At 46.3% G+C, this 24,818-nt stretch carries 16 protein-coding genes and 1 tRNA gene; 8 read left to right on the top strand and 9 right to left on the bottom strand.

Annotation, left to right across the window (positions count from 1 at the left end):
• The 6 genes from H8S63_RS12745 to H8S63_RS12720 all read left to right on the top strand — a co-directional run bounded on the left by H8S63_RS12745 (window position 1) and on the right by H8S63_RS12720 (window position 3,662).
• Window positions 1-747, top strand: a complete 747-nt coding sequence (locus H8S63_RS12745) for a uroporphyrinogen-III synthase (RefSeq protein ID WP_007757211.1) — start codon at window positions 1-3, stop codon at window positions 745-747.
• A 5-nt stretch (window positions 748-752) separates the two neighbouring features.
• Complete coding sequence (gene rnpA, locus H8S63_RS12740; protein WP_022275807.1) at window positions 753-1,142, top strand: ribonuclease P protein component; 390 nt, start codon at window positions 753-755, stop codon at window positions 1,140-1,142.
• A 47-nt stretch (window positions 1,143-1,189) separates the two neighbouring features.
• Complete coding sequence (yidD, locus tag H8S63_RS12735) at window positions 1,190-1,414, top strand: membrane protein insertion efficiency factor YidD (RefSeq protein WP_370527609.1); 225 nt, start codon at window positions 1,190-1,192, stop codon at window positions 1,412-1,414.
• Window positions 1,415-1,435: 21 nt separating this feature from the next.
• A complete protein-coding gene (locus H8S63_RS12730; protein ID WP_186926987.1) occupies window positions 1,436-2,104 on the top strand; it encodes a TatD family hydrolase in 669 nt (222 codons plus the stop codon).
• Between the two features lie 86 nt (window positions 2,105-2,190).
• On the top strand, window positions 2,191-3,483 hold the full coding sequence (gene tyrS / locus H8S63_RS12725) for a tyrosine--tRNA ligase (RefSeq protein ID WP_007757222.1): 1,293 nt from the start codon (window positions 2,191-2,193) through the stop codon (window positions 3,481-3,483).
• Window positions 3,484-3,591: 108 nt separating this feature from the next.
• Window positions 3,592-3,662, top strand: a tRNA-Gln gene (locus tag H8S63_RS12720).
• Window positions 3,663-3,769: 107 nt separating this feature from the next.
• Here H8S63_RS12720 and H8S63_RS12715 read toward each other — a convergent pair.
• The 9 genes from H8S63_RS12715 to H8S63_RS12675 form a co-directional block, all read right to left on the bottom strand.
• Window positions 3,770-6,010: a glycoside hydrolase family 3 N-terminal domain-containing protein gene (locus tag H8S63_RS12715; protein ID WP_186926986.1), complete on the bottom strand. Its 2,241-nt coding sequence runs from the start codon at window positions 6,008-6,010 to the stop codon at window positions 3,770-3,772.
• Between the two features lie 5 nt (window positions 6,011-6,015).
• The gene (locus tag H8S63_RS12710; protein ID WP_186926985.1) at window positions 6,016-7,791 is read right to left on the bottom strand and encodes a RagB/SusD family nutrient uptake outer membrane protein; all 1,776 of its coding nucleotides are present in this window, start codon (window positions 7,789-7,791) and stop codon (window positions 6,016-6,018) included.
• A gap of 19 nt (window positions 7,792-7,810) precedes the next feature.
• On the bottom strand, window positions 7,811-10,834 hold the full coding sequence (locus tag H8S63_RS12705; RefSeq protein WP_186926984.1) for a TonB-dependent receptor: 3,024 nt from the start codon (window positions 10,832-10,834) through the stop codon (window positions 7,811-7,813).
• Window positions 10,835-10,870: 36 nt separating this feature from the next.
• Complete coding sequence (locus H8S63_RS12700) at window positions 10,871-12,442, bottom strand: sulfatase (protein WP_255467657.1); 1,572 nt, start codon at window positions 12,440-12,442, stop codon at window positions 10,871-10,873.
• Window positions 12,443-12,645: 203 nt separating this feature from the next.
• A complete protein-coding gene (locus H8S63_RS12695) occupies window positions 12,646-15,480 on the bottom strand; it encodes a hypothetical protein (protein WP_186926982.1) in 2,835 nt (944 codons plus the stop codon).
• Window positions 15,481-15,895: 415 nt separating this feature from the next.
• Entirely contained in the window at window positions 15,896-17,734 is a 1,839-nt protein-coding gene (locus tag H8S63_RS12690; protein ID WP_186926981.1) for a hypothetical protein, read from the bottom strand.
• Window positions 17,735-17,758: 24 nt separating this feature from the next.
• Window positions 17,759-19,213, bottom strand: coding sequence for a sulfatase (locus tag H8S63_RS12685; RefSeq protein ID WP_186926980.1), 1,455 nt, complete (start codon window positions 19,211-19,213; stop codon window positions 17,759-17,761).
• Window positions 19,210-20,889, bottom strand: a complete 1,680-nt coding sequence (locus H8S63_RS12680) for a glucoamylase family protein (protein ID WP_186926979.1) — start codon at window positions 20,887-20,889, stop codon at window positions 19,210-19,212. Before H8S63_RS12680 ends, H8S63_RS12685 begins: the two co-directional genes overlap by 4 nt.
• A gap of 14 nt (window positions 20,890-20,903) precedes the next feature.
• Complete coding sequence (locus H8S63_RS12675; protein WP_186926978.1) at window positions 20,904-22,541, bottom strand: glucoamylase family protein; 1,638 nt, start codon at window positions 22,539-22,541, stop codon at window positions 20,904-20,906.
• Between the two features lie 502 nt (window positions 22,542-23,043).
• Between H8S63_RS12675 and kduI the strand changes: the two genes are divergently transcribed.
• Together kduI and H8S63_RS12665 are read left to right on the top strand one after the other, a co-directional pair.
• Entirely contained in the window at window positions 23,044-23,886 is an 843-nt protein-coding gene (gene kduI, locus H8S63_RS12670) for a 5-dehydro-4-deoxy-D-glucuronate isomerase (RefSeq protein ID WP_007757061.1), read from the top strand.
• Window positions 23,887-23,925: 39 nt separating this feature from the next.
• Window positions 23,926-24,729 (top strand): gluconate 5-dehydrogenase, encoded by an 804-nt coding sequence (locus H8S63_RS12665; protein ID WP_007757062.1) that lies wholly within the window; start codon window positions 23,926-23,928, stop codon window positions 24,727-24,729.
• Window positions 24,730-24,818 lie beyond the last annotated feature (89 nt).

The raw sequence follows: 24,818 nt of genomic DNA, 5'->3' as shown, positions 1-24,818 counted from the left end.
TTGAAAATTAAAAAAGTACTAGTTTCGCAGCCTAAGCCTGCGTCAGAGAAATCTCCCTATTACGACATAGCAGAGAAGTATGGCGTAAAAATAGATTTCCGGCCGTTTATCAAGGTTGAAAGTCTTTCGGCGAAAGAATTCCGGCAACAGAAAATTTCGATTCTCGATCATACTGCCGTTATATTCACTTCTCGTCATGCTATTGACCATTTCTTTAACTTGTGCACCGAGTTACGTGTGACGATTCCTGAAACGATGAAGTATTTCTGTGTGACGGAAGCCGTTGCGTTGTACATCCAGAAATATGTGCAATACCGCAAGCGTAAAATTTTCTTTGGAGCTACAGGAAAGATTGAAGACCTGATTCCATCCATTGTGAAGCATAAAACGGAGAAATATTTCGTTCCGATGTCGGACGTGCATAATGACGATGTGAAGAATCTGCTCGACAAGAACGGTATACAGCATACGGAAGCTGTGATGTATCGTACGGTCAGCAATGATTTTACACCTGATGAAGACTTTGATTATGATATGCTGGTATTCTTCAGCCCTGCCGGAGTGACTTCATTGAAAAAGAACTTCCCTGATTTTAACCAGAAGGAGATAAAGATAGGTACTTTCGGTTCCACTACCGCACAGGCTGTACGCGACGCCGGGCTTCGTCTGGATCTTGAGGCTCCTACGGTGCAGGCTCCGTCAATGACTGCTGCGCTTGATATGTTTATCAAAGAAAACAATAAATAAACAAAGTGGGTATATATACTTTGTGCAAAGCCGAAAGGCTGAATAGTAAGATTTTGATCGGAAAGATGTTTGAGGGCGGTATTTCAAAGTCGTTTTCCATCTTTCCGATACGCGTTGTATATATGCCTGTCGAACAAGGCGAGGCTTCGGCTTCCATACTGATCAGCGTGTCGAAACGACGTTTTAAGCGGGCGGTAAAGCGCAATCGGGTGAAACGTCAGATACGCGAGGCTTACCGGAAGAATAAATCCATCCTGCTGGAATGTCTGCAAGGCCGGGAACAGCATTTGGCAATCGCCTTTATCTATCTGTCGGACGAGCTTACAGCGACTGCCGAATTGGAAGAGAAGATGAAAATAGCGCTTTCGCGCATCTCTGAAAAACTGTCCTCATGAAATTTCATGGTTCCCGAATATCTGTCAGCTGGATATTCGTAAAAGATATGCTGCGGAGAGTGTTTTCATTCTTGCTGCTTATTCCTATTTATTTTTATCGGGTTTGTATTTCACCGTTAACTCCTCCTTCTTGTCGGTTCACACCGTCCTGTTCGGCCTATGCAGTTGAGGCGATTAAGAAACATGGACCTGTAAAAGGCCTGTATCTGACTGTGCGACGTATTCTGAGATGTCATCCGTGGGGTGGCTCAGGTTATGATCCCGTACCTTAATCATATAAATAAAAAGTAATAATGGGAGAGAGTGATATAAACGCTGTTAATGCTATTTTGGATATTCATACCCATAAGGGAGAGGAACAGTCCGGTGGTAAGGCGATTATCAATTATCGTCAGTTGGCAGGAACGCCGTTGCAAGAGGGGTATTATTATTCTGTCGGCATTCATCCTTGGGAACTGACACCGGATAATTTGAAACAGCAATCGGATTTTATTATTGAGCATTTGCCCGACAAGCGCATTGTGGCCATAGGAGAGGGGGGACTGGATAAATTGAAGGGAGCTTCAATGGAAATTCAAACGGCAGCATTTATGGCGCAGATGACTCTGTCGATGGAATATGATTTGCCTCTGATTCTTCACAATGTGAGAATGACGGATAAAATATTGGCTGTGAAAAAGCAATTCCGGCCCGGACAGCCCTGGATATGGCATGGCTTTAGGGGAAAGCCCGAACAGGCGGAACAATTGCAGGATAAAGGATTGTATCTATCTTTCGGAGAGTTTTATTCGGATGAAGCAATGAGAGCGGTATCCGATGATCGTCTGTTTCTGGAGACAGACGAAAGTTCGCTTGATATCGAAGAGCTTCTGTATCGGGCAGCCCGAGTGCGTGGGGTAGGAGTGGAAACACTGCGAGAAACCATCCGCCGGAACATTCAAAATGTCTTTTTTAGGGCATAAGAGTTGTATCTTCCGAGAAAGAGTCGTACTTTTGCCCCCTACGGGATTGAAATAGAATAAAAACCTAATAATTAAAGAGTAATACGATGAATTTTGTAGAAGAATTGAGATGGCGTGGCATGTTGCAGGACATCATGCCGGGAACGGAAGAGTTGTTAAGCAAAGAGCAGGTGACTGCCTATTTGGGTATCGACCCGACTGCCGATTCGCTACACATTGGTCACCTTTGCGGAGTGATGATCCTTCGTCATTTCCAACGCTGCGGTCATAAACCGTTGGCATTGATTGGTGGCGCTACAGGTATGATTGGTGACCCTTCGGGAAAATCAGCGGAACGTAACCTGCTGGATGAAGAGACATTGCGTCACAATCAGGCATGCATTAAAAAACAGCTTGCCAAATTCCTCGACTTCGAGTCGGATGTGCCTAATCGTGCCGAGCTGGTGAACAACTATGACTGGATGAAAGATTTCAGTTTCCTTGATTTCGCTCGCAAAGTGGGTAAGCATATCACAGTGAACTATATGATGGCGAAGGATTCTGTAAAGCGTCGCCTGAATGGTGAAGCGCGTGACGGGTTATCATTTACCGAGTTCACTTATCAGCTGCTTCAGGGATATGATTTCCTTCATTTATATGAAACAAAGGGATGTAAATTGCAAATGGGCGGTTCTGACCAATGGGGTAACATTACGACTGGTGCCGAATTGATTCGTCGTACGAATGGAGGAGAGGTTTTTGCGCTGACTTGTCCGTTGATTACAAAAGCTGACGGCGGTAAGTTCGGTAAGACGGAATCCGGAAATATCTGGTTGGATTCCCGTTATACGTCTCCTTACAAGTTCTACCAATTCTGGCTGAATGTAAGCGACTCTGATGCAGAACGTTATATCAAGATTTTCACTTCCATCGAGAAGGAAGAAATAGAAGCTCTGATTGCAGAACATCGGGAAGCTCCGCACTTGCGTATCCTTCAGAAACGTCTGGCTAAGGAAGTTACCGTAATGGTTCATTCCGAAGAAGATTATAACGCAGCAGTGGATGCATCAAACATTTTGTTTGGTAATGCAACTTCGGAAGCGTTGCGTAAATTGGATGAGGATACGCTGCTTGCTGTATTCGAAGGCGTACCTCAGTTTGAGATTTCCCGTGATGCATTGGCGGAAGGTGTGAAAGCTGTTGACTTATTCGTTGATAATGCGGCTGTATTTGCTTCGAAAGGTGAAATGCGTAAGTTGGTTCAAGGCGGAGGTGTTTCGTTGAATAAAGAAAAGCTGGCGGCTTTTGACCAGGTAATTACGGCAGCTGACCTGCTTGATGAGAAATATCTGCTTGTTCAGCGCGGTAAAAAGAACTATTATTTGCTGATTGCAAAGTAATAGCTCATTATTTATTAGGTGGCAAAGTAAAAAAATGAATGAAATATTTGGAGGTTTGCTTGCAAACCTCTATCTTTGCACCGCTTTTTAACAGAAAGCGCATAAGTTTGGACTATGGTGTAATGGTAGCACAACAGGTTTTGGTTCTGTTTGTCCAAGTTCGAATCTTGGTAGTCCAACAATCTAACAGTTTAGAAGATACAAAACCCCGCAAAATATTTACTTTTGCGGGGTTTTTTGTAGCCTTTAGCGAGAAGGTGTTTTGATACACCTTTCATGAAGAGCGTCACTTAATAGTGAAGGATGCTTCCAGGTTTGCGTTGGAGTCTCCGCCTATCCATAGTTTGTACTCACCTTTTTCTTGTCCCCAAGTCATATCTTTGCGTGTGAAAGAGAGGTCTTCGGGAGAAAGGTTGAAAGTGACTTTCCGGCTTTCTCCGGCTTTAATCATGATTTTCTTAAAGCCTTTCAGTTCCTTGACCGGCCGTGTCACGCTACCCTTCATGTCACGTATGTAAAGCTGTACCACTTCTTCACCGTCTACATTTCCGGTATTGGTGACATTGACACTGAACTGAAGGGTATCGCCTTCTCCCGCAATGACGGACGAGGGCTGGATATCCGAATACTCAAATGTAGTGTAACTCAGACCATAGCCGAAAGGATAAAGCGGTTCGTTCGGACAGTCGATATACCGTGACTTATATTTCTCGCTCGATACCGATTTTAAGCCCATAGGACGGCCTGTATTCTTCATATTGTAATAAAGAGGCACTTGTCCTGTGACCAGCGGAAAGCTCAGTGTCAGTTTGCCGGAAGGGTTGTAGTCACCGCTGACAACTTCTCCCAATGCCGCTCCCGCCATTGTACCGGGATTCCATGTGAGTAGGAGAGAGGATACCTTTTCCGTCACCTCTTCCAACTCGATGGGACGTGCCACAACAAGCAGAACAACGATGGGCTTTCCTGTTGATTTCAGTTTCTCAAGCAGTTGCATCTGTACTTCCGGCAATTTGAGCGAAGTCATGCTGGCTGCCTCACCGCTTTCCTTTTGCGACAATCCCATTGTGTAGAAGATTACATCCGCCTTTTGTGCTTGTACCACCGCCTTTTTGAAGCCATCGGGAATCTCTTCATGTATCCGGCAACCGGGAGCAAAGTAGATATTCTGTTTTCCATATCTCTCTTCCAAACCTTCCAGGAACGTAACTGTACGTTTCGGTTCCGGGGCCAGTACCCATGAACCCAGCATTTCCCGTTTATGGTTGGCAAAAGGACCGATGAGCGCAATCTTCTTTCCTTCCTTTACGGGAAGTACGTTATTGTTGTTCTGCAATAATACCATTGACTTTTTTGCCAGTTCTTTGGCAGCCAATAGATTGCTCTCATTGAATATAGTGCTCTTTTCTTTCTCTTCACTGCCGTAGCGGTAAGGATCGTCGAATAGTCCCAGTTTATACTTCATCGTCAGAATCTCCGCACATAATTCGTTGACCGTTTCTTCACGTACAACCCCTTCCTTTACCAGCTTCTCACCATGGAAAAGATAAAGATTATCCACCATGCACATATTCACTCCGGCGTTCATGCCCAAAGAAGCAGCCTCTTCGTCATTGCCGGCAACACCGTGCGCAATCAATTCTTTCACAGCCGTATAATCTGAAACGACAAAACCTTTGAATCCCATCTCTTTTCTTAAAAGATCGCGCATCAGAAAGCTGTTGGCGGTGCAAGGCACTCCGTCGTATTCATTGAACGCGCTCATCACGGTAGCGGCTCCGGCGTCAATGGCGGCTTTGAAAGGTGGGAGATAAGTATCCCGCAATTCCCGTTCTGAGATGTCCACCGTGTGATAATCACGTCCTGCCTGCGCGGCACCATAGGCAATGAAATGCTTTGCGCAAGAGAGAATAGTGTTGTCTTTTGACAAATCGTCTCCTTGATATCCGCGTACCATCGCTGCTGCGATAAGACCTCCGAGATAAGGATCCTCACCCGAACCTTCGGACACCCGTCCCCAACGGGGATCACGGCTGATATCGCACATCGGGGAGAACGTCCAATGCAATCCTCCGGACGAAGCTTCCTCTGCAGATACTCGTGCAAAACGCTCTATCTCTTCCAAATCCCAAGAAGCGGAGATACCCAGATTGACGGGGAAGATGGTCTTATATCCGTGGATAACATCGCATCCCAGCAACAAAGGAATTTTCATACGGGTATTCTCCATAGCCAGTTTTTGCAGTCTGTGGGCTTCCGAAGCGTTGAGAGCACCGAACAGATTCCCGCATTTTCCTTCCTTTATCAGTTCCTCGATGTTGTCTATCGAGCCCGTAGGACCTGTAACATTACCCTTGGTGGGATAGATGATCATCTGTCCCAGCTTCTCTTCCAATGTCATTTTCTTTAAAAGAGAATCTACTTTGTGGGCGATTATCTGATCGGAGTTATCAGTCGTGCGCTGATTGCCGCACGACGATAACGTTAATAAGCTAAAAGCAGCTACATACAAAAAAAATCGTTTCATAAGTCTTATCTGTAATATTGGGTTTGTTTCACATTCAGCATATCTGATAACACAGTGGTAGGAATAGGCATGGTATAATTGCGCGGAAGTTCCAGTTTGTTGCAAAGAGGAATCATCGTTCTGAAATTCTCTTTGGTAATCGGGAAATTCGGTTTGTTGATGGCTCCCCACCCGTTTGTATCATTCAGATGTTTTTCTATTCCGTTGAACTCATCGTTTACTTTAGCATCCATAGCCGCCATCATATAGCCCGGATGCAACTTATCTATGCGTACCAGTTCATAGTAACGGTTGCTCCATTCAAGTGCTATCTCAAGACGCTTGTCTTTCCATATCTGTTCCAATAGAGCTGTACCCGATGTTGACGGAGAATCTTTCAGGTTTGCCCGGTGTCGTACCAGGTTCAGCCATTTTACGGCAAGCCCCTCCTCACCGGCATAATAAGCGGCTTCCGCTCCTATCAGTAGCACTTCTCCCATGCGGAGCAACTTCAGGTTGCATCCTCCTAAGTTCGTTTGCGGAGTATCACCTGTTCCTACCGGTTTCTCCTGTGCGGCTTTCCGTGAATAGCGGTTCGGCCATCCGGCAGCCAATAAGTTCTTGTTGTTGAAGGCTACCCCGTTTATCCGGTCACCGTTTATTTTTCGGAACGGACTGCTGTTCTCGGGATGTTCCATACCGCTGAGCGGGTTAGTGACCCCGAACAGGACGGTTCCGAAGTAACGGGTATCGATAATTTCTCCCGTGCTACCGTCCGTTTCATACTGATTGATGAGATTCAGCGTAGGGGCTACACGTCCGTATCCGTTGTATGATCGGGGTTGGGAAGGCCGCCATCCGGCGAAGCGGGTATCTCCGGTAGAGGTGGACTCCGTACCTATCTCGAACAAGGACTCCGAGCAGTAATTGCCTGCCCTGCGGAATATCTCTTCAAAGTTATTATGTAGCGGATAATCCTCTTCCATTGCTTTCACTATTTCCACAATCTCCTCATAGCACTTGTCCGCTTTCTCCTGATCATGATTGAAATAAATCTCGTTGGCCGCCTGATATAGCAAGGCCTTTGCCAGCAAGCCTTGTGCTGTCCCCAGATGAGCACGTCCTTGCCAGTCGGTAGTGTAAAGCTCCGTCCATTCCTGTTTGGTGGGAATATACTTCACGGCTTGGCGCAAGTCCTCCACAATATAGTCATAAAGCTGCGTCACAGACTTGTCATTGGTCAGCCGGGCATATTCGGCAGGAGTGATGTCTCCCTCTTCGGGCAGGATAACCACCTCTCCGAACGTATTGACAAGCATCATATAGAAGAAAGCGCGCACTACTCTGTTCTCGGCAATCAGCCCGTTCTTATATTTGTTCATGAACTCGTCAAAGTAGCTTTCCAGTGCGCGTATATTGATATTTGTGCGGTCTATTCCCTTGTAACTTGCCGTCCATATATCATTGATATAATTGGTGGAAGAAGGAGTGATTCCGTAGAAGTTCTGAAACTGATTATACAAGCGGTTGTGCGTGATTCCTCCGGCGTCGCTGAGTATGGAACCCCTCAATGCATTATCCGAAGCGATTTCTCCCATAGTACTGAAAGCATCGCCTTGCCCTTCCCCTAATGTGAGTATGGCACTGTAAACAGACGAACTGAGTTTGATAGGATCGTTCAGCGATACGGAGGGAGTCATATTATGTGCCGGTTTATCCAGAAAGTTATCCATACAGGAGGATAAGAATCCGGCAAGCAGACCGGTCATCACGGTGGTTATAATGATTCTTTTGTTCTTCATGATTCTTGTTTTTTATCGTTTAGAAAGAAAAGGAAGTACCTACTGTAAATGTACGGTTGTCAGGGTATAATCCGAAATTATCGATACCGCCCCTGTTGGCATTGCCCGTAGCGCCGATATGTGTCTTATATCCCGTTGCTTTGGTGAACGTATGTAAATTGGCTCCCGACAGGAAAATGCGGGCGTTCCTCATACGGATCTTTCTCAGCAGCTTGTGGGGGAAAGCATAGGAGAGCTGTACATTGGCAATGCTCAGGTAGTCTCCGTCCTCGATGAAATAGCTGCTGTCCATAGATGAGGCGTCTCCACGTACAAACACACGCGGGATATGATAAGATGTACCTTCACCGTGCCATGCACCGAGCATATCGGTTGTGAAGTTCTGTTCATTCTGGCGGTACTGGGTGCGTCGGTTATAAATCTTATGCCCCAGTCCGCTGGTGAGGTCTACTATAAGCGTGAACCCCTTGTAGGAGAATCTTGCATTGAACCCAAGCTGTACTTTCGGGATATAAGAACCCAGATAAACATAATCGTTGGTATCGATCACTTTGTCACCGTTCACATCCTCAAATATCAGTTCGCCCACACGTGTGCCGCTTATATGAGGCAGACTTGCCAATTGTTCGTCATTCTGGAAGACCCCGACAGCTTTGTATCCCCAGAAGCTGCCGATAGGATAGCCCTCCATTGTACGGTTGGGAGCATTGCTGATACCACCGATATTATCGTTGATTTTCTTCACATTGTTCTTGACGGTAGAACCGGTGAAAGTGAACATACTGTTTACCTTTCCCAATTTAGGAGAATAGGCTACATTCCACTCGAATCCTTTGTTGCTTACCGTTCCGATATTGCTTGTCACGTTAAACTTCGACGGCTGAATCAGTAACGGCATCATAACCTTCGATGTCTCTTTGTGGAACCAGTCTACCGATACGGAGAGAAGATTGCGGAAAGCGGCGAAGTCGATTCCCAGGTTGAAAGATTTCATCTCTTCCCACGACAGGGTAGTGTCGTACATCAATCGCAGTGCGTCCGTAGAATAAATGCTATTATTAGGTCCCGTTACGATATTCACGCTGTTGGCGTAGAGTGTCTGCGCATTGCTCACCCCTTTATCGTTGCCGACTACTCCGTAGCTCGCTCTGAGTTTCAGCTTGTCCAACCATCGCGTACCTTTCAGGAAATTCTCTTCGGACATCGTCCAGCCCAGTCCCAATGACGGGAAGAACCCGTAGCGATTGTCCTTAGGATAAGCGGACGAACCGTCCACACGTCCGGTAGCTATAACATTATAACGTCCTTTCAAGGTATAGGTGATACGTCCGAGATAAGACACATAACTCTTTTCCGAGCCACCGTCCTCACCGGTAACGGTTGTTCCCTGTCCTGCGTACCATAAGTTCTGGTTCTTCCAGGCTTCCCACGGAAGTCCGGTAGCAAACAGATTGGCATACTGTGTGCGGTAATATTGCATGGTGAATCCACCCATGACTGTCAGCCGATGGTCTTTCTTGTGCAGATTGTATGTCAGCGTGTTTTCCAACTGCCATGAATTGTTGTTGAAACTGTTGTGGGTCAGTCGTGATATTTTGTAAGGCGAATAGGAGTCTTCCACGTTCTCCATGAAAGCCGGAAGGAAAATCTTCTCTTCCCCGTTGGCATACGTTGTAGAGAAAGCAGTCCGGAACTTCAACGGCTTGATGATATCCCATTCCAGAAAATAATTACTGTTGAACCGGTTCGTTTTCCGGTAGCGGTCGTGCGTATAGTAGAGCAGGGCATACGGATTGTTGTCTCCTCCGTTGAAGTCGTTCTCACTATCACTGTCCCCTGTCAGATTGTACACGGGGGCATTCGGCAATCGTTTTCCTGTGAGTGAGAAGACGTTGTTGTCCACCCCTCCCTTATCGTCTGTGGTAAAGATCATATTCACTCCTATTTTCAGATTCTTGTAGAGCTGATAAGAAGCGTTGACTTTGGCATTCAGGCGTTTGTAATCAGTATATTCTATTACACCCTCCTGATGCAGATAACCCAATCCGGCATAGAAGTTGGCTTTCTTTGTGCTGCCCGATACACTAAACTGATAATTGCCCGTCAATGCTGTGCGGTTGGCGAGATCCTGCCAATCGGTACCTGCGCCTGCCGTCTCCCAATCCGGATAAGGAATGGAGTTGATAGCGTCCGCGTTCTGATAATTATCCGCCAGATATTCCAAGTTGCGTATCTGCTGGTATTGGCTTGTGTTGGCGAGTGGCAGCAAGCGTTCCATCTCTGCCAGAGAGAAGCTGGCTGATGCATTCACACGGGTGACACCCTGCTCACCGGAACCCTGCCGGGTAGTGGCGAGAATCACTCCGTTGGCTCCTCTCGAACCGTAGATAGCGGTAGCTGAAGCGTCTTTCAATACCGTGATAGATAAGATATCGTTCGTATTGATGGCATTCAGTTCGTCCAATGTCATGAACTGCCCGTCTACAACACAGATAGGTTCGGAATCATTGTACGAACCTACACCGCGTATACGGACAGAAGCCGTTGCACCCGGTTCGGAAGTGCCTAATACTTCCATTCCGGGAATCTTGCTTCCGATGGCGTCAAGCAGATTGACAGTCGGTATTTCGCTCAGTTCTTTGCCGGAAAGGGTGGAGATTGCTCCTGTCAGGTCCTCTTTCCGTTGCGAGCCGTAACCTACCACTACTTCCACCTGCTCCAGTTGGTTGACTGCCGGTTCCAGTTGTACACGGAGTTTTCTCCGGCCTTTCAGCTCTATTTCCCGTCTTTCATAACCGATGAAAGAGAAAACTAATGTAGCTCTTGGACCTGCTTTGATGGCGAAGTCTCCGTTTACTCCGGAGGAAGTGCCCCGTTGGGTTCCTTTCACTTGGATGGATACGCCGGGAAGCGGTTCTTCCGCTTCGTCGAGCACCACTCCACTGATTTGAATATTCTGCGCTTGCAACAGACTTGCCATTACAAGCAGGCAAATCGTAAACAGCGTTCTATGCATTGGACTGAAATACATATTGTTCTTCATATTTTTCTGAGTTTAAGACTACTAAGGTGATTATAATTACTCCATGCAACGCTGAGGAACCTTGTACTGCTGTTGCAGTCTGGTGAGTTCCTTTTTCAGCTCCGCCGTTATTTTCTCCGTTCCTTTCTGACCGTAGATATTGTGCATTTCCATCGGGTCATTTTTCAGATCGTAGAGTTCCCATTCCTTATCCTGATAGAAATACATCAGTTTATAGCGCTCTCCCTTTACTCCGTAATGCTTGTGAACACTGTGGAAACCGGGAAATTCATAGAAGTGATAGTACAGGTACTTTCTCCAGTCCGGAGTTTTCTTGCCCTCCAGCAACGGGAGGAATGATACGCCCTGCATCTCTTTCGGGACATCAATACCGCACATTTCCAGGAAAGTGGGAGCGAAGTCTATATTCTGTGTCAGTTTGGTGATATGCGTGCCCGCTTTGATTTTCGGAGGGAAGCGCATCATCATCGGCATTTTCATGGATTCCTCGTACATAAACCGCTTGTCAAACCAGCCATGTTCGCCGACGTAGAAGCCTTGATCGCTGCAATATACAATGATTGTATTGTCGAGCAATCCCTCTTTCTTCAGATAATCGAGCGTCTTGCCTATACTTTCGTCAAGGGAAGCGATGGTTGCCATATATTCGCGCGCATACCGTTGATACTTCCAGAGAGCGAGGTCTTTGCCTTGCAAATCGCGTTCCCATAGAGAGTTGTTCTTCTCACGATAGTTATCGTTGAAACGTTTCCATTGTTCGGGTGTCATACGACGGTTGAGGTGCTTCCACGGATCGAAGCGCAGCGAATCGCTACCTTTGGCTACGTTCATTTTCAGATCGTGCCCTTCGTACATATCACGGTAGATATTCATTTTCTGTTTCTGTGCCGCTTTACGTCCTTCGTAGTTGTCGAAGTAGTTGGCGGGCACGGGGAAGTCCACATTGTCATAAAGATGATAATGACGTTCGGCAGGCCACCAGTTGCGGTGCACGGCTTTGTGGTTCATCATCATAAAGAAAGGCTTGTTCCGGTCGCGGTGTTCCAGCCAGTCTATGGTCTTTTCGGTGATAATGTCCGTCACGTATCCGTCTATGCGTACCGTATCGTTCTCGGTGATGAAGTCGGGGTTGTAGTATTCTCCCTGATCGTTCAGGATAGTCCAATAATCAAATCCGGTAGGCTTCGTCACCAAATGCCATTTACCGATCAGAGCGGTCTGATAACCGTTCGCTCGGAATATCTTCTGTACCAATAGTTGCGAGCCGTCGAACTTGTTTCCGTTTCTCATAAATCCGTTGGCATGGCTATGCTTTCCGGACATTACCGCAGCGCGGCTGGGACCCGACAGGGAATTGCAACAATAATTGGCTTCGAAAAGCGCACCTTCGTTGGCTATCCGGTCAATGTTCGGAGTAGGTGCCAGGCGTGAGAATTCGGAGCCGTATGCACTGATGGCCTTCTCTGCATGGTCGTCCGACATAATAAAGAGAATGTTGGGAGCGGACTCCTTCGCTTTGTCTTGCGCATGAGTGCCGGCAAGTGGAAGTAGGGGAATCACTGCTCCTAATAATAGTTTGTTCTTGGCTACTGTTTTCATAAGTTCCATTAATTTTTCGTTGTGATGCAAAGGAAAGAATTGTTCGGCAAGGCATAAAAACAAGCAGTGCCATTTGGTTACGTCAGACCGATTTTTCTTAGGAAAACAGCTACTACATCACTACTTCACTTCTCTTTTTTTAATTGATAAACAGTTGATAATTAATGATATGTGATTACCCTATTTATAAAACATGAAAGTAGTCTGTATGCTTAGATATCAATGAGAAACTGTACCAGATCTACGCTTGAATCCAGTTCCATCTTTTTCCTGAGGCGGTATCTGGCTGTTTCCACCGCGCGCACTCCTATGTTCAGCATATCCGCCATGTCTTTGGTACTCATATTCAGGCGTAGCAAGGCGCATAATTTCAGGTCGTTCGGTGTCAGTTCGGGGAAACGTTGCCGTAGATTCCTGAAGAAGTGCTCATGAATCAGATCGAAATTGGAGAGAAACAGGTCCCATTCCTTGCCTTTTGTGGTGGCGTTGTCTATCATATCTATCAATTTCTGATAGTATTTATTGGGATATTGGCTGCCCAACATCCGTTTATGGTTCTCTATCTCCTCCTTGATGGTGAGCAGTATCTTGTTGTTCTCTATAATCGTCATGGTCGATTGCGTCAGTTCCTTGCCTTTGAACTGTATTTCGTCATTGAGCCGTTTGTTTTCAAGTTCAATGATTTGCTGTTCGCGCTCTTTGATGATATGTTGCTGTTGGCGCAGCGTTCTCCGGCGTACGCCTGCATAGACAGCAATGAAGATGATTGCCAGCAGACAGAAATAGCCGATATAGGCCCATGAACTCCGGTACCACGGCGGAAGGATACGGAATGCGAAAGAAGCGGTGGCTACAGCTATCCCTTTCTCGTTGATAGCCCTGCACTTCAGGCAATAGTCGCCTGCCGGAAGCCGTTGCATATTGATGGAAGGCGTGTTCTGCTTTTCCTGCCAATGCTTTTGGATACCGTTCTCTTCCAGTTTGAACTGAAAATAAATGTCTTCATTATAGGCAGGATAAGCTACCTGCACGTCCAGACTGTTAAAGTCGGAAGTCAGCAGGCACGGAGTGTCTCCGTTGCGCACGGGCAGGCTGTGTGTCTCGTCTTTCAGTATATTGTAAGAGGTGATATGGCTGAAAGTCATTTCCTGATTGAGGGACGGACGGCTGTCCTCCGGCTTGTTGGGGATAAGCACGAGTACATTCTCCGCACATAAGATGGAGTGCTCCGGTGTGATGGGGACGATACTCTCGAAATCCTTGTGCATCCGCAGATTATAACTGTCGAACAGCAATACTCTCTCTATGACCGGTGCTTCGGAAGCCGATATATTGACCAGTGCCACGCCCATATCGGTGATGAACCAGTAGTAAGTGTTATCCACCTTCACAATCTGTTTGGTGTGGGCTATGAACTCCAGGTGGGTATTCAGCCGGTCGTACGGAACGATGGAGTCCGACAGGTCATTATACGTGTAGAACTGTTTTTCATTGGTAAATACGATTCTTCCGCCGACATTGAAAACACCGATGTGCGTCCGGCTTGAGTCTCCGATACAGGAGATGAATTCGTTTCCGGTGAAGCCCGTATGGTTCCGGTTCATTTTCAGCTTGTATATTCCCTTGCGTGTATGCGCTACCCAAAGGTTTCCGTTATTATCGAACTCCATGTATCGCGGATAACCGTTGAAGTTGTTAAGGCGCTGGCGGAACAGGTAGCCGCCGTCCGGTTCTACATCATAAAGGTTGATGGAATTATAACTGCCCAACAGGAAGCCTTTTCGATGTTGCGGGTAATGAATCTCCGTTCCCGCCAATGCTCCTCCTGTGGGATACATCTCGGTCAGGCGGTTTTGCCTATCCAGCAGGTAGGTCGCTTTGCTATGCCCGATGATAAGTCCTTCTTCGGTTTTGAGCAGTTTCTGTACGTAGCCGCTTGGCAAGTTCATCTTTTCCGGTGAGAAATTCTGTTCCTGAGTCATGAATTCCCCTGCTTTTATTCGCCATAAACCTTGATTGGAGGCGATGTAGAGGTAATCATTCCATAGAGCGACATCAAAGATGGAACCGATACTTTGTTCTTTCAGGTAGTGGAAAGAGAAAGAATCATTGACAAAGGCGAGTGAAAGTCCCTTCTCCAGTCCGATCCAGATATTGTTGGCCTTGTCTTTAAAGAGTGACAAGACGGTATTGTGCTGTAACTTGTTCCGATGATCCAGTTTGTAAAGCAGGTTGCCTTGCGGGGTGAAACAGAGCAGGCCGTTACTGCGTGTTCCTGCCAGCAGATTGCCGTTCTCCGTATAAAGAGCTTCGTTATTGCCGATGATATCCGGTGTCTTGTTGATGGTCGATTGCGGGATGTATTTCCCTTGATCGTAAATCCAGAATCCTTGATTTTCTGTTTGGATGAGCAAACGGTTGCCTTCATAAGGCAATATACTGCGGACAGGGCTTTGGAAAGGGGCAGAGGAGGTGGGTAACTTGGTAAGGTTGTTCTTCTCCAGCAGATAAAGTTCGTCCTGAATCACCGCATAGATTTGGTTATTGACTTTATAAAGGCGTTGCATCATGTTTTTCATCGGATAGAAAGCAATCTTCTTCGATTGGGTATCGAAAGAGAAATAACCGGCAAAAGACTGGAAGTAAATCAGGTTTTCGTCCTGTTCGATACTCCATATATCCTTGTTCTTCAATTCCTTGTGTTGGAACAAGCTGGAGATAGAAGTGTAGACTAGTTTGCCATATTCGTTTCTTTCAAAGTAACCGAACTCTTCGTAGCTGCCGATATAGATACGGTCGTCCGGAGAGATATAAAGGGAACGGATGGTTCGGTTCTCGTTGGTGGTGTATGTCTGCCATGTTTTCCCGTCGTAACAGACCAGGCCGTTACGGTTGGCTACATAAATAACGCCTTTGCTGTCTTGTCCGATGTCCCAATTCTGGCACATCACTTCCTTATTCGTGAAGTTTCTGACGAATGGAATAGAGACTGCCAGAGCGTTGGCAGAGGTTAATAATACGATAATGAGCGCATAAATGTATTTCATAGTTCCAATATCATATAGGGGATTCCTCGACAAAAATACAAAACTTTGGGTAGGATGCAATGTAGAGTGTGAAAACATTTGTAATATATGTCGGCTTATTTTAGGCGGAATCTGTATATCTGTGGGAGTAAACATCCGTATATAAACTTCCGCTCTACTACTGCCAAACTTCCTTTCAATAGGAACTAAACTTCTTTCCTACCGCACATAATCTATAAACGAAGGCTTCGTTTTTAAAAATGAAAGTTCTGTTTTTATAAACAAAGCCTTTGTTTTTATAAACGCAACTTGCGTTTATAGATTACTAGTGCGGGATTCTAAGTTTATGTTCTATTGAAAGGAAGTTTGGCAGTAGTAAAACGGAAGTTAGTTACTAGTAGACGGGGAGCAATCTCCCCGTCTACTCAAACTAAACCTACTCTGTCTTACTGACTTCTTCCCCGTTCTTGTATGCCTTACCCTTTTCAGAGGTGACGGTAGAACCTTCCAAATTATAATTGTCGTTGTCTTTGAATGACTCGTTAAAGCCTTTGGTGGTAGCTGTATCTTTACTCCAGCCTATTGCGTAACAGATGATTGCATCTCCGTTGGCATTGGCTGATAATGTTCCTAACATTTTAGAGTCTTTGACGGGAAGCTTATCGGTCAATAATGCAGGGGCAGAGTTTCCTAAGAACCCTCCGAGCCATACTGTACCTGTTGTATTAGTGGATTTGGCGGTGATGTTAGATTCTGCTTCGACTGTACATTTAGCATTGGTCATTTTAGCCTCTGCCATCATTCCACCGATAATTCCTCCTACATGGGCATTCTTTGTACCTTGATTTTCTACTTTCAGCTCTCCTTTGTAAGATAAATCACAGTTGGCAACAGAAGAACTTTTTGTGAGTTCACCAATTACTCCTCCGTTTTTAACATCATTGTTTACTGTATTTGTTACGGTAATGTTAACTTCTGAACGGATATTTCCGGATAATACCGTATTATTGCTTTGTCCTATTAACCCTCCTGTTTGAGCAGCCCCTGTAGTTGTAATATTGATATTTCCTACGATAGTCAGATTCTTTATTTCGGCGTTATGGGTATAAGCGAAGAATCCGGTACCTCCTGATGCGGTTATTGTAGAAATCTTCATACCACTGATTGTTTTTCCGTTTCCATCAAATACACCCGAGAAAGTTTTGATAGGCTCCCAGTCTTCTTCATCGAGGGAAATATCATTATCCAATTTGAAATGTTTACCTGCAAAGACCGTACCTGCTTCACCTTCTTTTGAATCACGACTGATAGCCCGTAACTGTGCAGCATTCGTAATAATCCAGGGACTTGTTTCTGTTCCTTCCCCTGTCTTGGTATAATCTTCATCCGGTTCCGGCTCCGGTTCTTCCTCTTTGGCTACGGTCACTTCGAGCGTATACTGCTGTCCTTTTTCTAAAGCAACACCTTCGAGCGTACCATTATAGACTTCGCCACTTTCATCTGTAACCGCTATTGCTAACTGCTTGCCGCTTAAATCGACAGGAAAGAGGAGCACGTTTGCTTCCAATTGCTGCAAAGCCTTGAAGTCTTTCAGATTCAGTGTCACCTTATTAGTGCTCTCATTCGTAACAAACTTAAAATCTGCGGCAGAAGCCGGATAATTGTTACAATTAACCGATTTGATAAGATTCTTGCCATTGGTGCTGATATCCACAGTTGTCGGGATGACCTCTGCGGGCAATGTAATCTTTAATGTCAGGATAGCCATTTGCGGTTGGAATTCAATCGTATTGATAGCACCGTTCCCGAAGGCACTGACACCGTACATATAGTAGAATGCTGACAAATGGTCTTTCGTCGCATTCCCTTTCTGGGTAAGAACATTCTGGGTATCGGTCGGATCTGTACCGGGAGCGAGTAGGGGAGTACTTGCTGCGTTTGCTTTCTCTTTGGCTTTTCCTGCGGGATAGAAAGCGCGGATATAATCACCCTCTTCCGGTGTGGGGAACGCTTTTTTGACCGCTTCAAATGTTGCCTCGCTCACTTGGGAATCTTCGGTGTAGAAGAGATCCTTCTCGGAATCGGCTTTTTTTGCATATAAAGCGATGGTATTGTCGGTATTCCATAGCATAGGTTCAGGTATAATAGCCTCAACGGTGGTTATTCCTTGACTGCTGCTGCCGCCCTGTGCGGAATCATCATCGTCGGAACAGCTGCTGATAAACAGTGCGGTGCCCAATGCTATGGAACATTGGATAAAATTGATGGTTTTCATGATGGTAAATTGATAGCTTATTGATTATAGCTTGTCTCCGATTTCGTTTTGAGTCTTTCGGAGTGTTTCTTTTAATTCGTTTATCACTTTCTGATACTTCTTGTTGTTGTATTGGTCCGTCATCTCGTGAGGATCGTTCTGTAAGTCGTAGAACTCCCATACAGGCTGGAAATTGGGCTTGTCGATAGAACCTTTCGTTCCGCATGACTTTCCGTAGAAATAAATCAGTTTGTAGCGGTCGGTGCGCAGTCCGTAGTGGGCGGGGATGTTGTAACCTTTGAAATTCATCCAATAACGGTAATACGCTGTCTTTCTTGCGTCGGGAGCTTCCTTGCCGTTTAGAGAAGCGGAGAAACTTCTGCCGTCCATATAGTCGGGAGTCGATATGCCTGCATACTCGAGAAGCGTCGGAGCAAAGTCGATGTTCTGTACGAAAGTCTTACAAATAGTGTGCTTCGGTATTCTTTTCGGGTAGCGGATAACTAATGGCATACGCAATGCCTCTTCGTACATCAACCGTTTGTCTACGAGCCCGTGCTCACCCATATAGAAGCCTTGATCGGAAGTATAGACGATGATGGTGTTGTTCAGTTGTCCGTTCTTTTCCAGATAATCGAGCAGGCGGCCTACATTCTCGTCTATTCCGGCGATGCAGGAAAGATAGGTGCGGATGTATTCTTGATAAGCGTCCTTCACTCTGTCTTCTTTGGGAAGTTCCTTGTTGGCAAACCGCCCTCCGGAAATCTTATTGTGCACGGACTTCAGTATAGGACGGCTGTCGAGGTTCTCATACAGGTTATCCGGTTCGGGAAATACAACGCCTTTGTACAGGTCTTTGTGTCTCTCAGCCGGAGTGAATGGTGTATGAGGTGCTTTGAAGTGGCACATCAGGAAGAAAGGCTTGTTCTTGTCCGTTTGCTCCATCCAATCGATACATTTGTCCGTGATGACATCCGTACAGTAACCTTTGGTGCGTACGGCGTGTTTCACGTCGAAAGGAAGTCCGCTTTCCATAAAACCGGGATTCTCGTATTTGCCTTGTCCGGGCATGACACTGTAGAAGTCGAAGCCTTCGGGCTGTGTGCCGATGTGCCATTTGCCTACGATGGCAGTCTGATAACCGTTCTTTTGGAGTTCCTTTGCCATAGAAGGATGTCCGGCAGGGAGTTCATCGGCGAGGGTATATACTTGGTTATGATGACTGTATTGCCCCGTCAGGATAGCCGCCCGGCTGGGAGTGCTGATGGAATTGGTGACAAAGCAGTTCTCCATCTTGACGCCTTCGTTGGCTATACGGTCGATATTGGGAGTTTTCACATAGTCTTTCAGTACTGAGGCGTATACACCGATGGTCTGGAAAGAATGGTCGTCGGACATGATATAGAGTATGTTCGGCCTGCCGTCGGCGGCAAAGGCGGCTACGGCGCTCAAAGACAGGGCTGCCGTGCTTATACCCGTTTGAAGGAATGAAGTTTTCATCGTAAATTAATGTTTAAAGTATCTATTCGTTTATTGTCTTTGTACATATCCAGGCTATATGCGCGCTTACTCCATCGGTCGTAAGGGAGTTGCAACACATTGATTCCCTGCTTTATCTCGTCCGGAGTGACTTTGCGGGCTTTCTCTTCACAGTTGATTGTAAAATAGATGTCAGCTGAGGCTGCGTCAGACCAGTATCGTATGTTGTAATCCTCTGTATCCGGATGAGCGGTCAGATCGACGGCTCCGGTCTGGAGATTGACAGGGTTCTGGCAGAATCCTTCAGGATAAGTCACCGCCTTGAATCCGGCCGCTTCAAGCCCCTGTCGGATAGGTTCGCTTTGCAGGGCTAGTTTCCATATCAATCCGCTGCGGTAATTCTCGATGACGGATACGACGGGCATTACGGAAATGGATAAATATCGGGAGTCTGCCCAAGCCAAACTTCTGTTGTAGGCATCCGTAATGCCGTAAGTTCCTTGTAGATGGGGCGTTTCATAGAGCAAGCGAATGACTTGCAGGGCATAGAACGGAGTGACGGGAATTGTTCCCATAGCTCCTGTGGTGCAAATCGTACCGTCGTCGCGGCTCTCTCCGGGGGCGCGGCCTTTGTATCCTAAAGGCTCCGGTCCGTAGCAAGCACTCAATCCCCAGTTGTATTCGTCGTACAGATACTCTTTTGGAGCGTCGTTCAGACTATAATGGCGGTTTATCAGCGCATGGTTGGTGCAGAACTCCCAATAATCTGCATAGTTATCCTGATATAAAAAAGGGTTTATCCATAGGAACGGATGCTGCGTGGTGAAGAGCGGACCGCCTTTTTCTTCTCCGCCCAGCTCGAACGTATATCCGTAGGTGGTACGGCCTGCATTGAAGAACTTATTTCCCCGCCATCCGTTGGTGTACACATCTTCCGTAATAGCATATTCTTCGGGAGCGGAAAGCGCGAGCAAGTAAGCGGGCAAGGCTTCGCAAGGACCGGTTATCTTGAGTGGAGCAAAGCCTAAGTCCTTATCCCATGCCCAATACAGCGTCTTCTCTCCGTTGGTGTAGAAGTTCCAGTCTATTTCGTTGTGGAACTTGCTGACAAAAGCCCTTGCTTCGGTTTCCGTTGCATCTTCCGAGTTGAAGTATTCGGAGCAGATGAATAGTCCCATCATCATAAAAGAAGTCTCCACCAAATCGCCTGCCGACTGTTGTTTCTGATTGAAAGGCAGGCCTGTCCCCGTCTTTCCGTCCATCCAATGCGACCATGCTCCGTGATAGCGTTCGGCCTTATTGAGGAAAGTACACATATCCAGAAAACGCTGTGCTCCTTCCTTGCGGGTGATCCAGCCACGTTCTACGGCAACGGGAATGGCGGTTGCCGCATATGCCGACCCTGCCAATGCCACTGTGTTTGTGGAGCGTTCCGTTCCTATCAGCGCCATTTTGCTGTCTGCCTGACAGTTCTCGTAGAAGAAGCGGAAGTATCCCCGCTGTATATCGGTCAACGTCTGCCTTTGCTTCTCAGGAGTATATTCCAGCGAATCGGCAAAGTAGTTCCCTTCCGGAACGGTGGGGACAGACGGTGTCTCCGGTTGTTCCGGTGAATGGAAATCCTGCTCGTCCAAACAGCTGGACAAGACGGTGACGGCTGTCAGGAGAAGACAAAGTATCGGTTGATGGCTCATCATTCAATCAGAGGGAATTAATTCAGTTGGACTTTTACTTCTGCTTTCGGTTGGCCATTTTCCTGCAGACGGATGATGCAGCGTTGCGTATCTTTCAATCCGCTACGGTCGAACGAGAGTTGGTTGAGGCCTTTCGGGTACTTCTTTGCGGGAATCTCCGAAAGCACTTTTGTGCCTGCCTCATTGCAGATTTGGAATGACACTTGTCCGGCTTCCTCCAGATAGAAATCCAGTTCGTACATTTTGCGGTCGGGGTGACGGAGCATATCGTAGTAGCCCGTGCGTGTGTCCGCAATGGCATACGGAAAACCTGTGGGATGGACGGGCAGATGAATGCCTGCTTTTTCCATACCTTTCCTGATGTCGGGATGATTGGCGAGCAGCTTCCATAGGAAACCACTGCGGTAGTTTTCTATCATGATAACGATAGGGGCCTGGTCGATGGCGATTCTGCCTTTGAAATACCAGTCGTCTACAAGGCTGTAACCGTCTCCGAATCCTCCCGGAGTGTGCAGCTTCGGGCAGTTATAATGCAGGTTGAGCAACATCTGTATGGAATAGAAAGGCGTGTAAGGCATGGACGAGAGGGCGGCGGTAGGAGCTATCACGCCATCATCCCGTTTCGGAGTGCGTGGCTTGTACCCTTTCTTGACGGGCTGGTTCGGTCCGGAACCGGCACTTAGTCCCCAGTTGAACGCGTCATACCGGTATTCTTTGGGAGCTACTTCCATGCAATAATGCCTGTGTATCATGGCGTGGTACGTTCCATATTGCTGATAGTCTACGTATTCATCCTGCATCGTTTTGGGGTTTATTCCTAGAAATGAATAATGGGATAGGAACAGAGGGCCGCTCAATTGGGCTCCCATGACAAAAGGATAACCGTAATGCACACGGTTAGGTTTGCATATCTTTCCGTTCTGTTGCCATCCGTTCTTGTATATATCGGCACCGATGGCGTACTTGTCCGGTGCGCCCAAAGCAAGAATGTAGGTCACCAGCGCTTCATTGTATCCATGTAGCGGTAAGGTGTACGCTCCGTTCGTGCGTTCCCACAGCCAATATAACTCTCCGTTGTGCACGAAATCGCTCCATTGTATGGTCTTGCGGAAGCTGTCTACCGTTTTCCGTATCTCTTTTTCGACGGAATTGTTTTCTGTCAGGTAAGCTTGGGCGGCATACAACCCCATCATCATAAAGGAAGTTTCTACGAGATCTCCGGCTTCTATCTGTTTACCGAACTTCACGGGCTCACCTTCCGCGCTCATCCAATGCGACCATGCGCCTTTGATACGGTCTGCCTTGTTGAGATAGCGTACTAAGGACAGGATACGTTTGGCGCCCGCTTCGCGGCTAATCCATCCCCGCTCTATTCCCGTCAGTATCACCATGACGCCAAAACCGCTTCCTCCGGTAGTCAGATTCTTGTTGTTGACGTTGGCGCTGGCATGAATCATACCTGTCTGCTTGTTGGCAAACTGCCAGAAATGATTGAATGCGGCACGCTGTTCCTGCTCCAGCACTTTGCGTACGGAGTCGGGTTCGTATGAGAAAGTCGAAGTGGCCCGTGCGGGTGTTGCTGCATACCCTGATATATATAGGCTGCACATCAGAAGAAGACTGAATATTGTTTTTGTTAATAGGAAGTAATTCATAGTTTTTATTTTTTGAGCAAAGTAAAGCTTTTCTTGCTTTCTACTCAAATTCCGGACGTCGTATCGAATACGTCAGTATGAAAAAAGAGAATCTTTTTACTACTATTTCTATACTACATTGGTAGATAAGTGATTGTGTATTAGTTGTGTGTATCTGTTATTTGTCTTTTGTTTCCTGCTGTCCATTTCATCCGTTTTTATGCGCTGTTTAGTTATTTGATGATGATATGGCATGTATTCAGACCTGATTTTGTATCTTGTTTGTTTTTTGCCGGTAGTCTTAAAAAATACAATACTCTCCTCGCTTTAAGTAAAAATTTCCTCCGAAACGTATTATAGTTCGTTAAAAAAGTGTACATTGCAACGTTTCTGGACATTTTTGATGGATAATTGGAACAAAATTGTAATGTTAACCCGTTTTCTTTTGCTATTTTTGCATCGTGTACGTAAACGACGTGCATTTAGCAGAGAGGCTTATTCAATAACTATAAATAAATAAAGTATGAAAACGAACTATGAAATTCGCTATGCCGCGCATCCCGAAGATGCAAAAAGTTATGATACCGCAAGAATCCGTAGAGATTTTTTAATCGAAAAGATATTTGTCCCCAATGAAGTAAATATGGTGTATTCCATGTACGACCGTATGGTGGTAGGTGGCGCGCTTCCTGTTGGTGAGGTGCTGAAGCTTGAAGCGATTGATCCGTTGAAAGCTCCGTTCTTCCTGACCCGCCGTGAAATGGGTATCTTCAATGTGGGAGGTCCCGGTGTTGTAAAAGCAGGTGATGCGGTATTTGAACTTGATTATAAAGAAGCCCTTTATCTGGGTTCGGGTGATCGTGAGGTGACCTTTGAAAGTAAGGACGCTGCCCATCCGGCTAAGTTCTACTTCAACTCGCTGACTGCACACCGCAACTATCCTGACCGCAAAGTGACGAAAGCCGATGCAGTCGTTGCCGAGATGGGTTCTCTGGAAGGGTCCAATCATCGTAACATCAATAAAATGCTGGTGAATCAGGTGCTTCCTACCTGCCAATTGCAGATGGGTATGACGGAACTTGCTCCGGGAAGTGTATGGAATACCATGCCTGCTCACGTACACAGTCGTCGTATGGAGGCTTATTTCTACTTTGAAATTCCCGAAGACCATGCTATCTGTCACTTTATGGGTGAAGTGGACGAAACGCGCCACGTATGGATGAAAGGCGATCAGGCGGTTCTTTCACCCGAATGGTCTATCCACTCGGCTGCCGCTACCCACAATTATACCTTTATCTGGGGCATGGGCGGCGAGAACCTTGACTACGGAGATCAGGATTTCTCATTGATAACAGACTTGAAATAAACAACTACAATAATTTTCCTAATTTAATAACAAAAAATTATGAATCAGTTTTTGAATTTTTCTTTGGAAGGTAAAGTAGCTCTCGTTACAGGTGCTTCTTACGGTATCGGATTTGCAATTGCTTCTGCATTCGCAGAACAAGGTGCTACTATTTGTTTCAACGACATCAATCAGGAGTTGGTGGACAAAGGTATGGCTGCATACGCTGCAAAAGGTATCAAAGCTCACGGTTATGTATGTGATGTAACAGACGAACCGGCTGTACAGGCTATGGTTGCCACTATCGCGAAAGAAGTAGGTACAGTTGATATTCTTGTTAATAATGCAGGTATTATCCGTCGTGTGCCTATGCACGAAATGGAAGCCGCTGATTTCCGTAAGGTGATTGACATCGACTTGAACGCTCCGTTCATCGTTTCTAAGGCTGTTTTGCCCGCAATGATGGAGAAACGTGCAGGTAAGATCATCAACATCTGCTCTATGATGTCTGAATTGGGACGTGAGACTGTATCTGCATACGCTGCCGCTAAGGGTGGTCTGAAAATGCTGACTCGCAATATCTGCTCTGAATATGGTGAATACAACATTCAATGTAACGGTATCGGCCCGGGTTACATCGCTACTCCGCAAACTGCTCCTCTTCGTGAGCCGCAAGCAGACGGAAGCCGTCACCCGTTCGATTCATTCATCTGCGCTAAGACTCCGGCCGGTCGTTGGCTGAATCCGGAAGAACTGACTGGTCCTGCAGTATTCCTTGCTTCTGAAGCTTCTAACGCTGTCAACGGTCATATCCTTTACGTAGACGGTGGTATCCTTGCTTATATCGGAAAACAACCGAAATAATAGTGAGATAACGAGATATTCCGATAAGGTGATAGAATGGTAAAGAGCTTCCTCTTTTCGTCTGTCACCTTATCTTTTTATTATTCATT

This window comes from Bacteroides sp. NSJ-39 (assembly GCF_014287315.1).
In the GTDB taxonomy this organism is placed as follows: Bacteria; Bacteroidota; Bacteroidia; order Bacteroidales; family Bacteroidaceae; genus Bacteroides; species Bacteroides finegoldii.
Note: the sequence above shows the minus strand (reverse complement) of the source record. Positions and strands in the feature narration are given on the sequence as shown.

What these genes read in the sequence shown, in the direction of transcription:
- H8S63_RS12680 (WP_186926979.1), bottom strand. Translation starts at nt 20,889, where the DNA reads ATGATGAGCCATCAACCGATACTTTGTCTTCTCCTGACAGCCGTCACC.
- H8S63_RS12705 (WP_186926984.1), bottom strand. Translation starts at nt 10,834, where the DNA reads ATGAAGAACAATATGTATTTCAGTCCAATGCATAGAACGCTGTTTACG.
- H8S63_RS12690 (WP_186926981.1), bottom strand. Translation starts at nt 17,734, where the DNA reads ATGAAAACCATCAATTTTATCCAATGTTCCATAGCATTGGGCACCGCA.
- H8S63_RS12710 (WP_186926985.1), bottom strand. Translation starts at nt 7,791, where the DNA reads ATGAAGAACAAAAGAATCATTATAACCACCGTGATGACCGGTCTGCTT.
- H8S63_RS12730 (WP_186926987.1), top strand. Translation starts at nt 1,436, where the DNA reads ATGGGAGAGAGTGATATAAACGCTGTTAATGCTATTTTGGATATTCAT.
- H8S63_RS12715 (WP_186926986.1), bottom strand. Translation starts at nt 6,010, where the DNA reads ATGAAACGATTTTTTTTGTATGTAGCTGCTTTTAGCTTATTAACGTTA.
- tyrS (WP_007757222.1), top strand. Translation starts at nt 2,191, where the DNA reads ATGAATTTTGTAGAAGAATTGAGATGGCGTGGCATGTTGCAGGACATC.
- H8S63_RS12695 (WP_186926982.1), bottom strand. Translation starts at nt 15,480, where the DNA reads ATGAAATACATTTATGCGCTCATTATCGTATTATTAACCTCTGCCAAC.
- H8S63_RS12665 (WP_007757062.1), top strand. Translation starts at nt 23,926, where the DNA reads ATGAATCAGTTTTTGAATTTTTCTTTGGAAGGTAAAGTAGCTCTCGTT.
- yidD (WP_370527609.1), top strand. Translation starts at nt 1,190, where the DNA reads ATGCTGCGGAGAGTGTTTTCATTCTTGCTGCTTATTCCTATTTATTTT.
- H8S63_RS12685 (WP_186926980.1), bottom strand. Translation starts at nt 19,213, where the DNA reads ATGAAAACTTCATTCCTTCAAACGGGTATAAGCACGGCAGCCCTGTCT.
- kduI (WP_007757061.1), top strand. Translation starts at nt 23,044, where the DNA reads ATGAAAACGAACTATGAAATTCGCTATGCCGCGCATCCCGAAGATGCA.
- H8S63_RS12675 (WP_186926978.1), bottom strand. Translation starts at nt 22,541, where the DNA reads ATGAATTACTTCCTATTAACAAAAACAATATTCAGTCTTCTTCTGATG.
- H8S63_RS12700 (WP_255467657.1), bottom strand. Translation starts at nt 12,442, where the DNA reads ATGGAACTTATGAAAACAGTAGCCAAGAACAAACTATTATTAGGAGCA.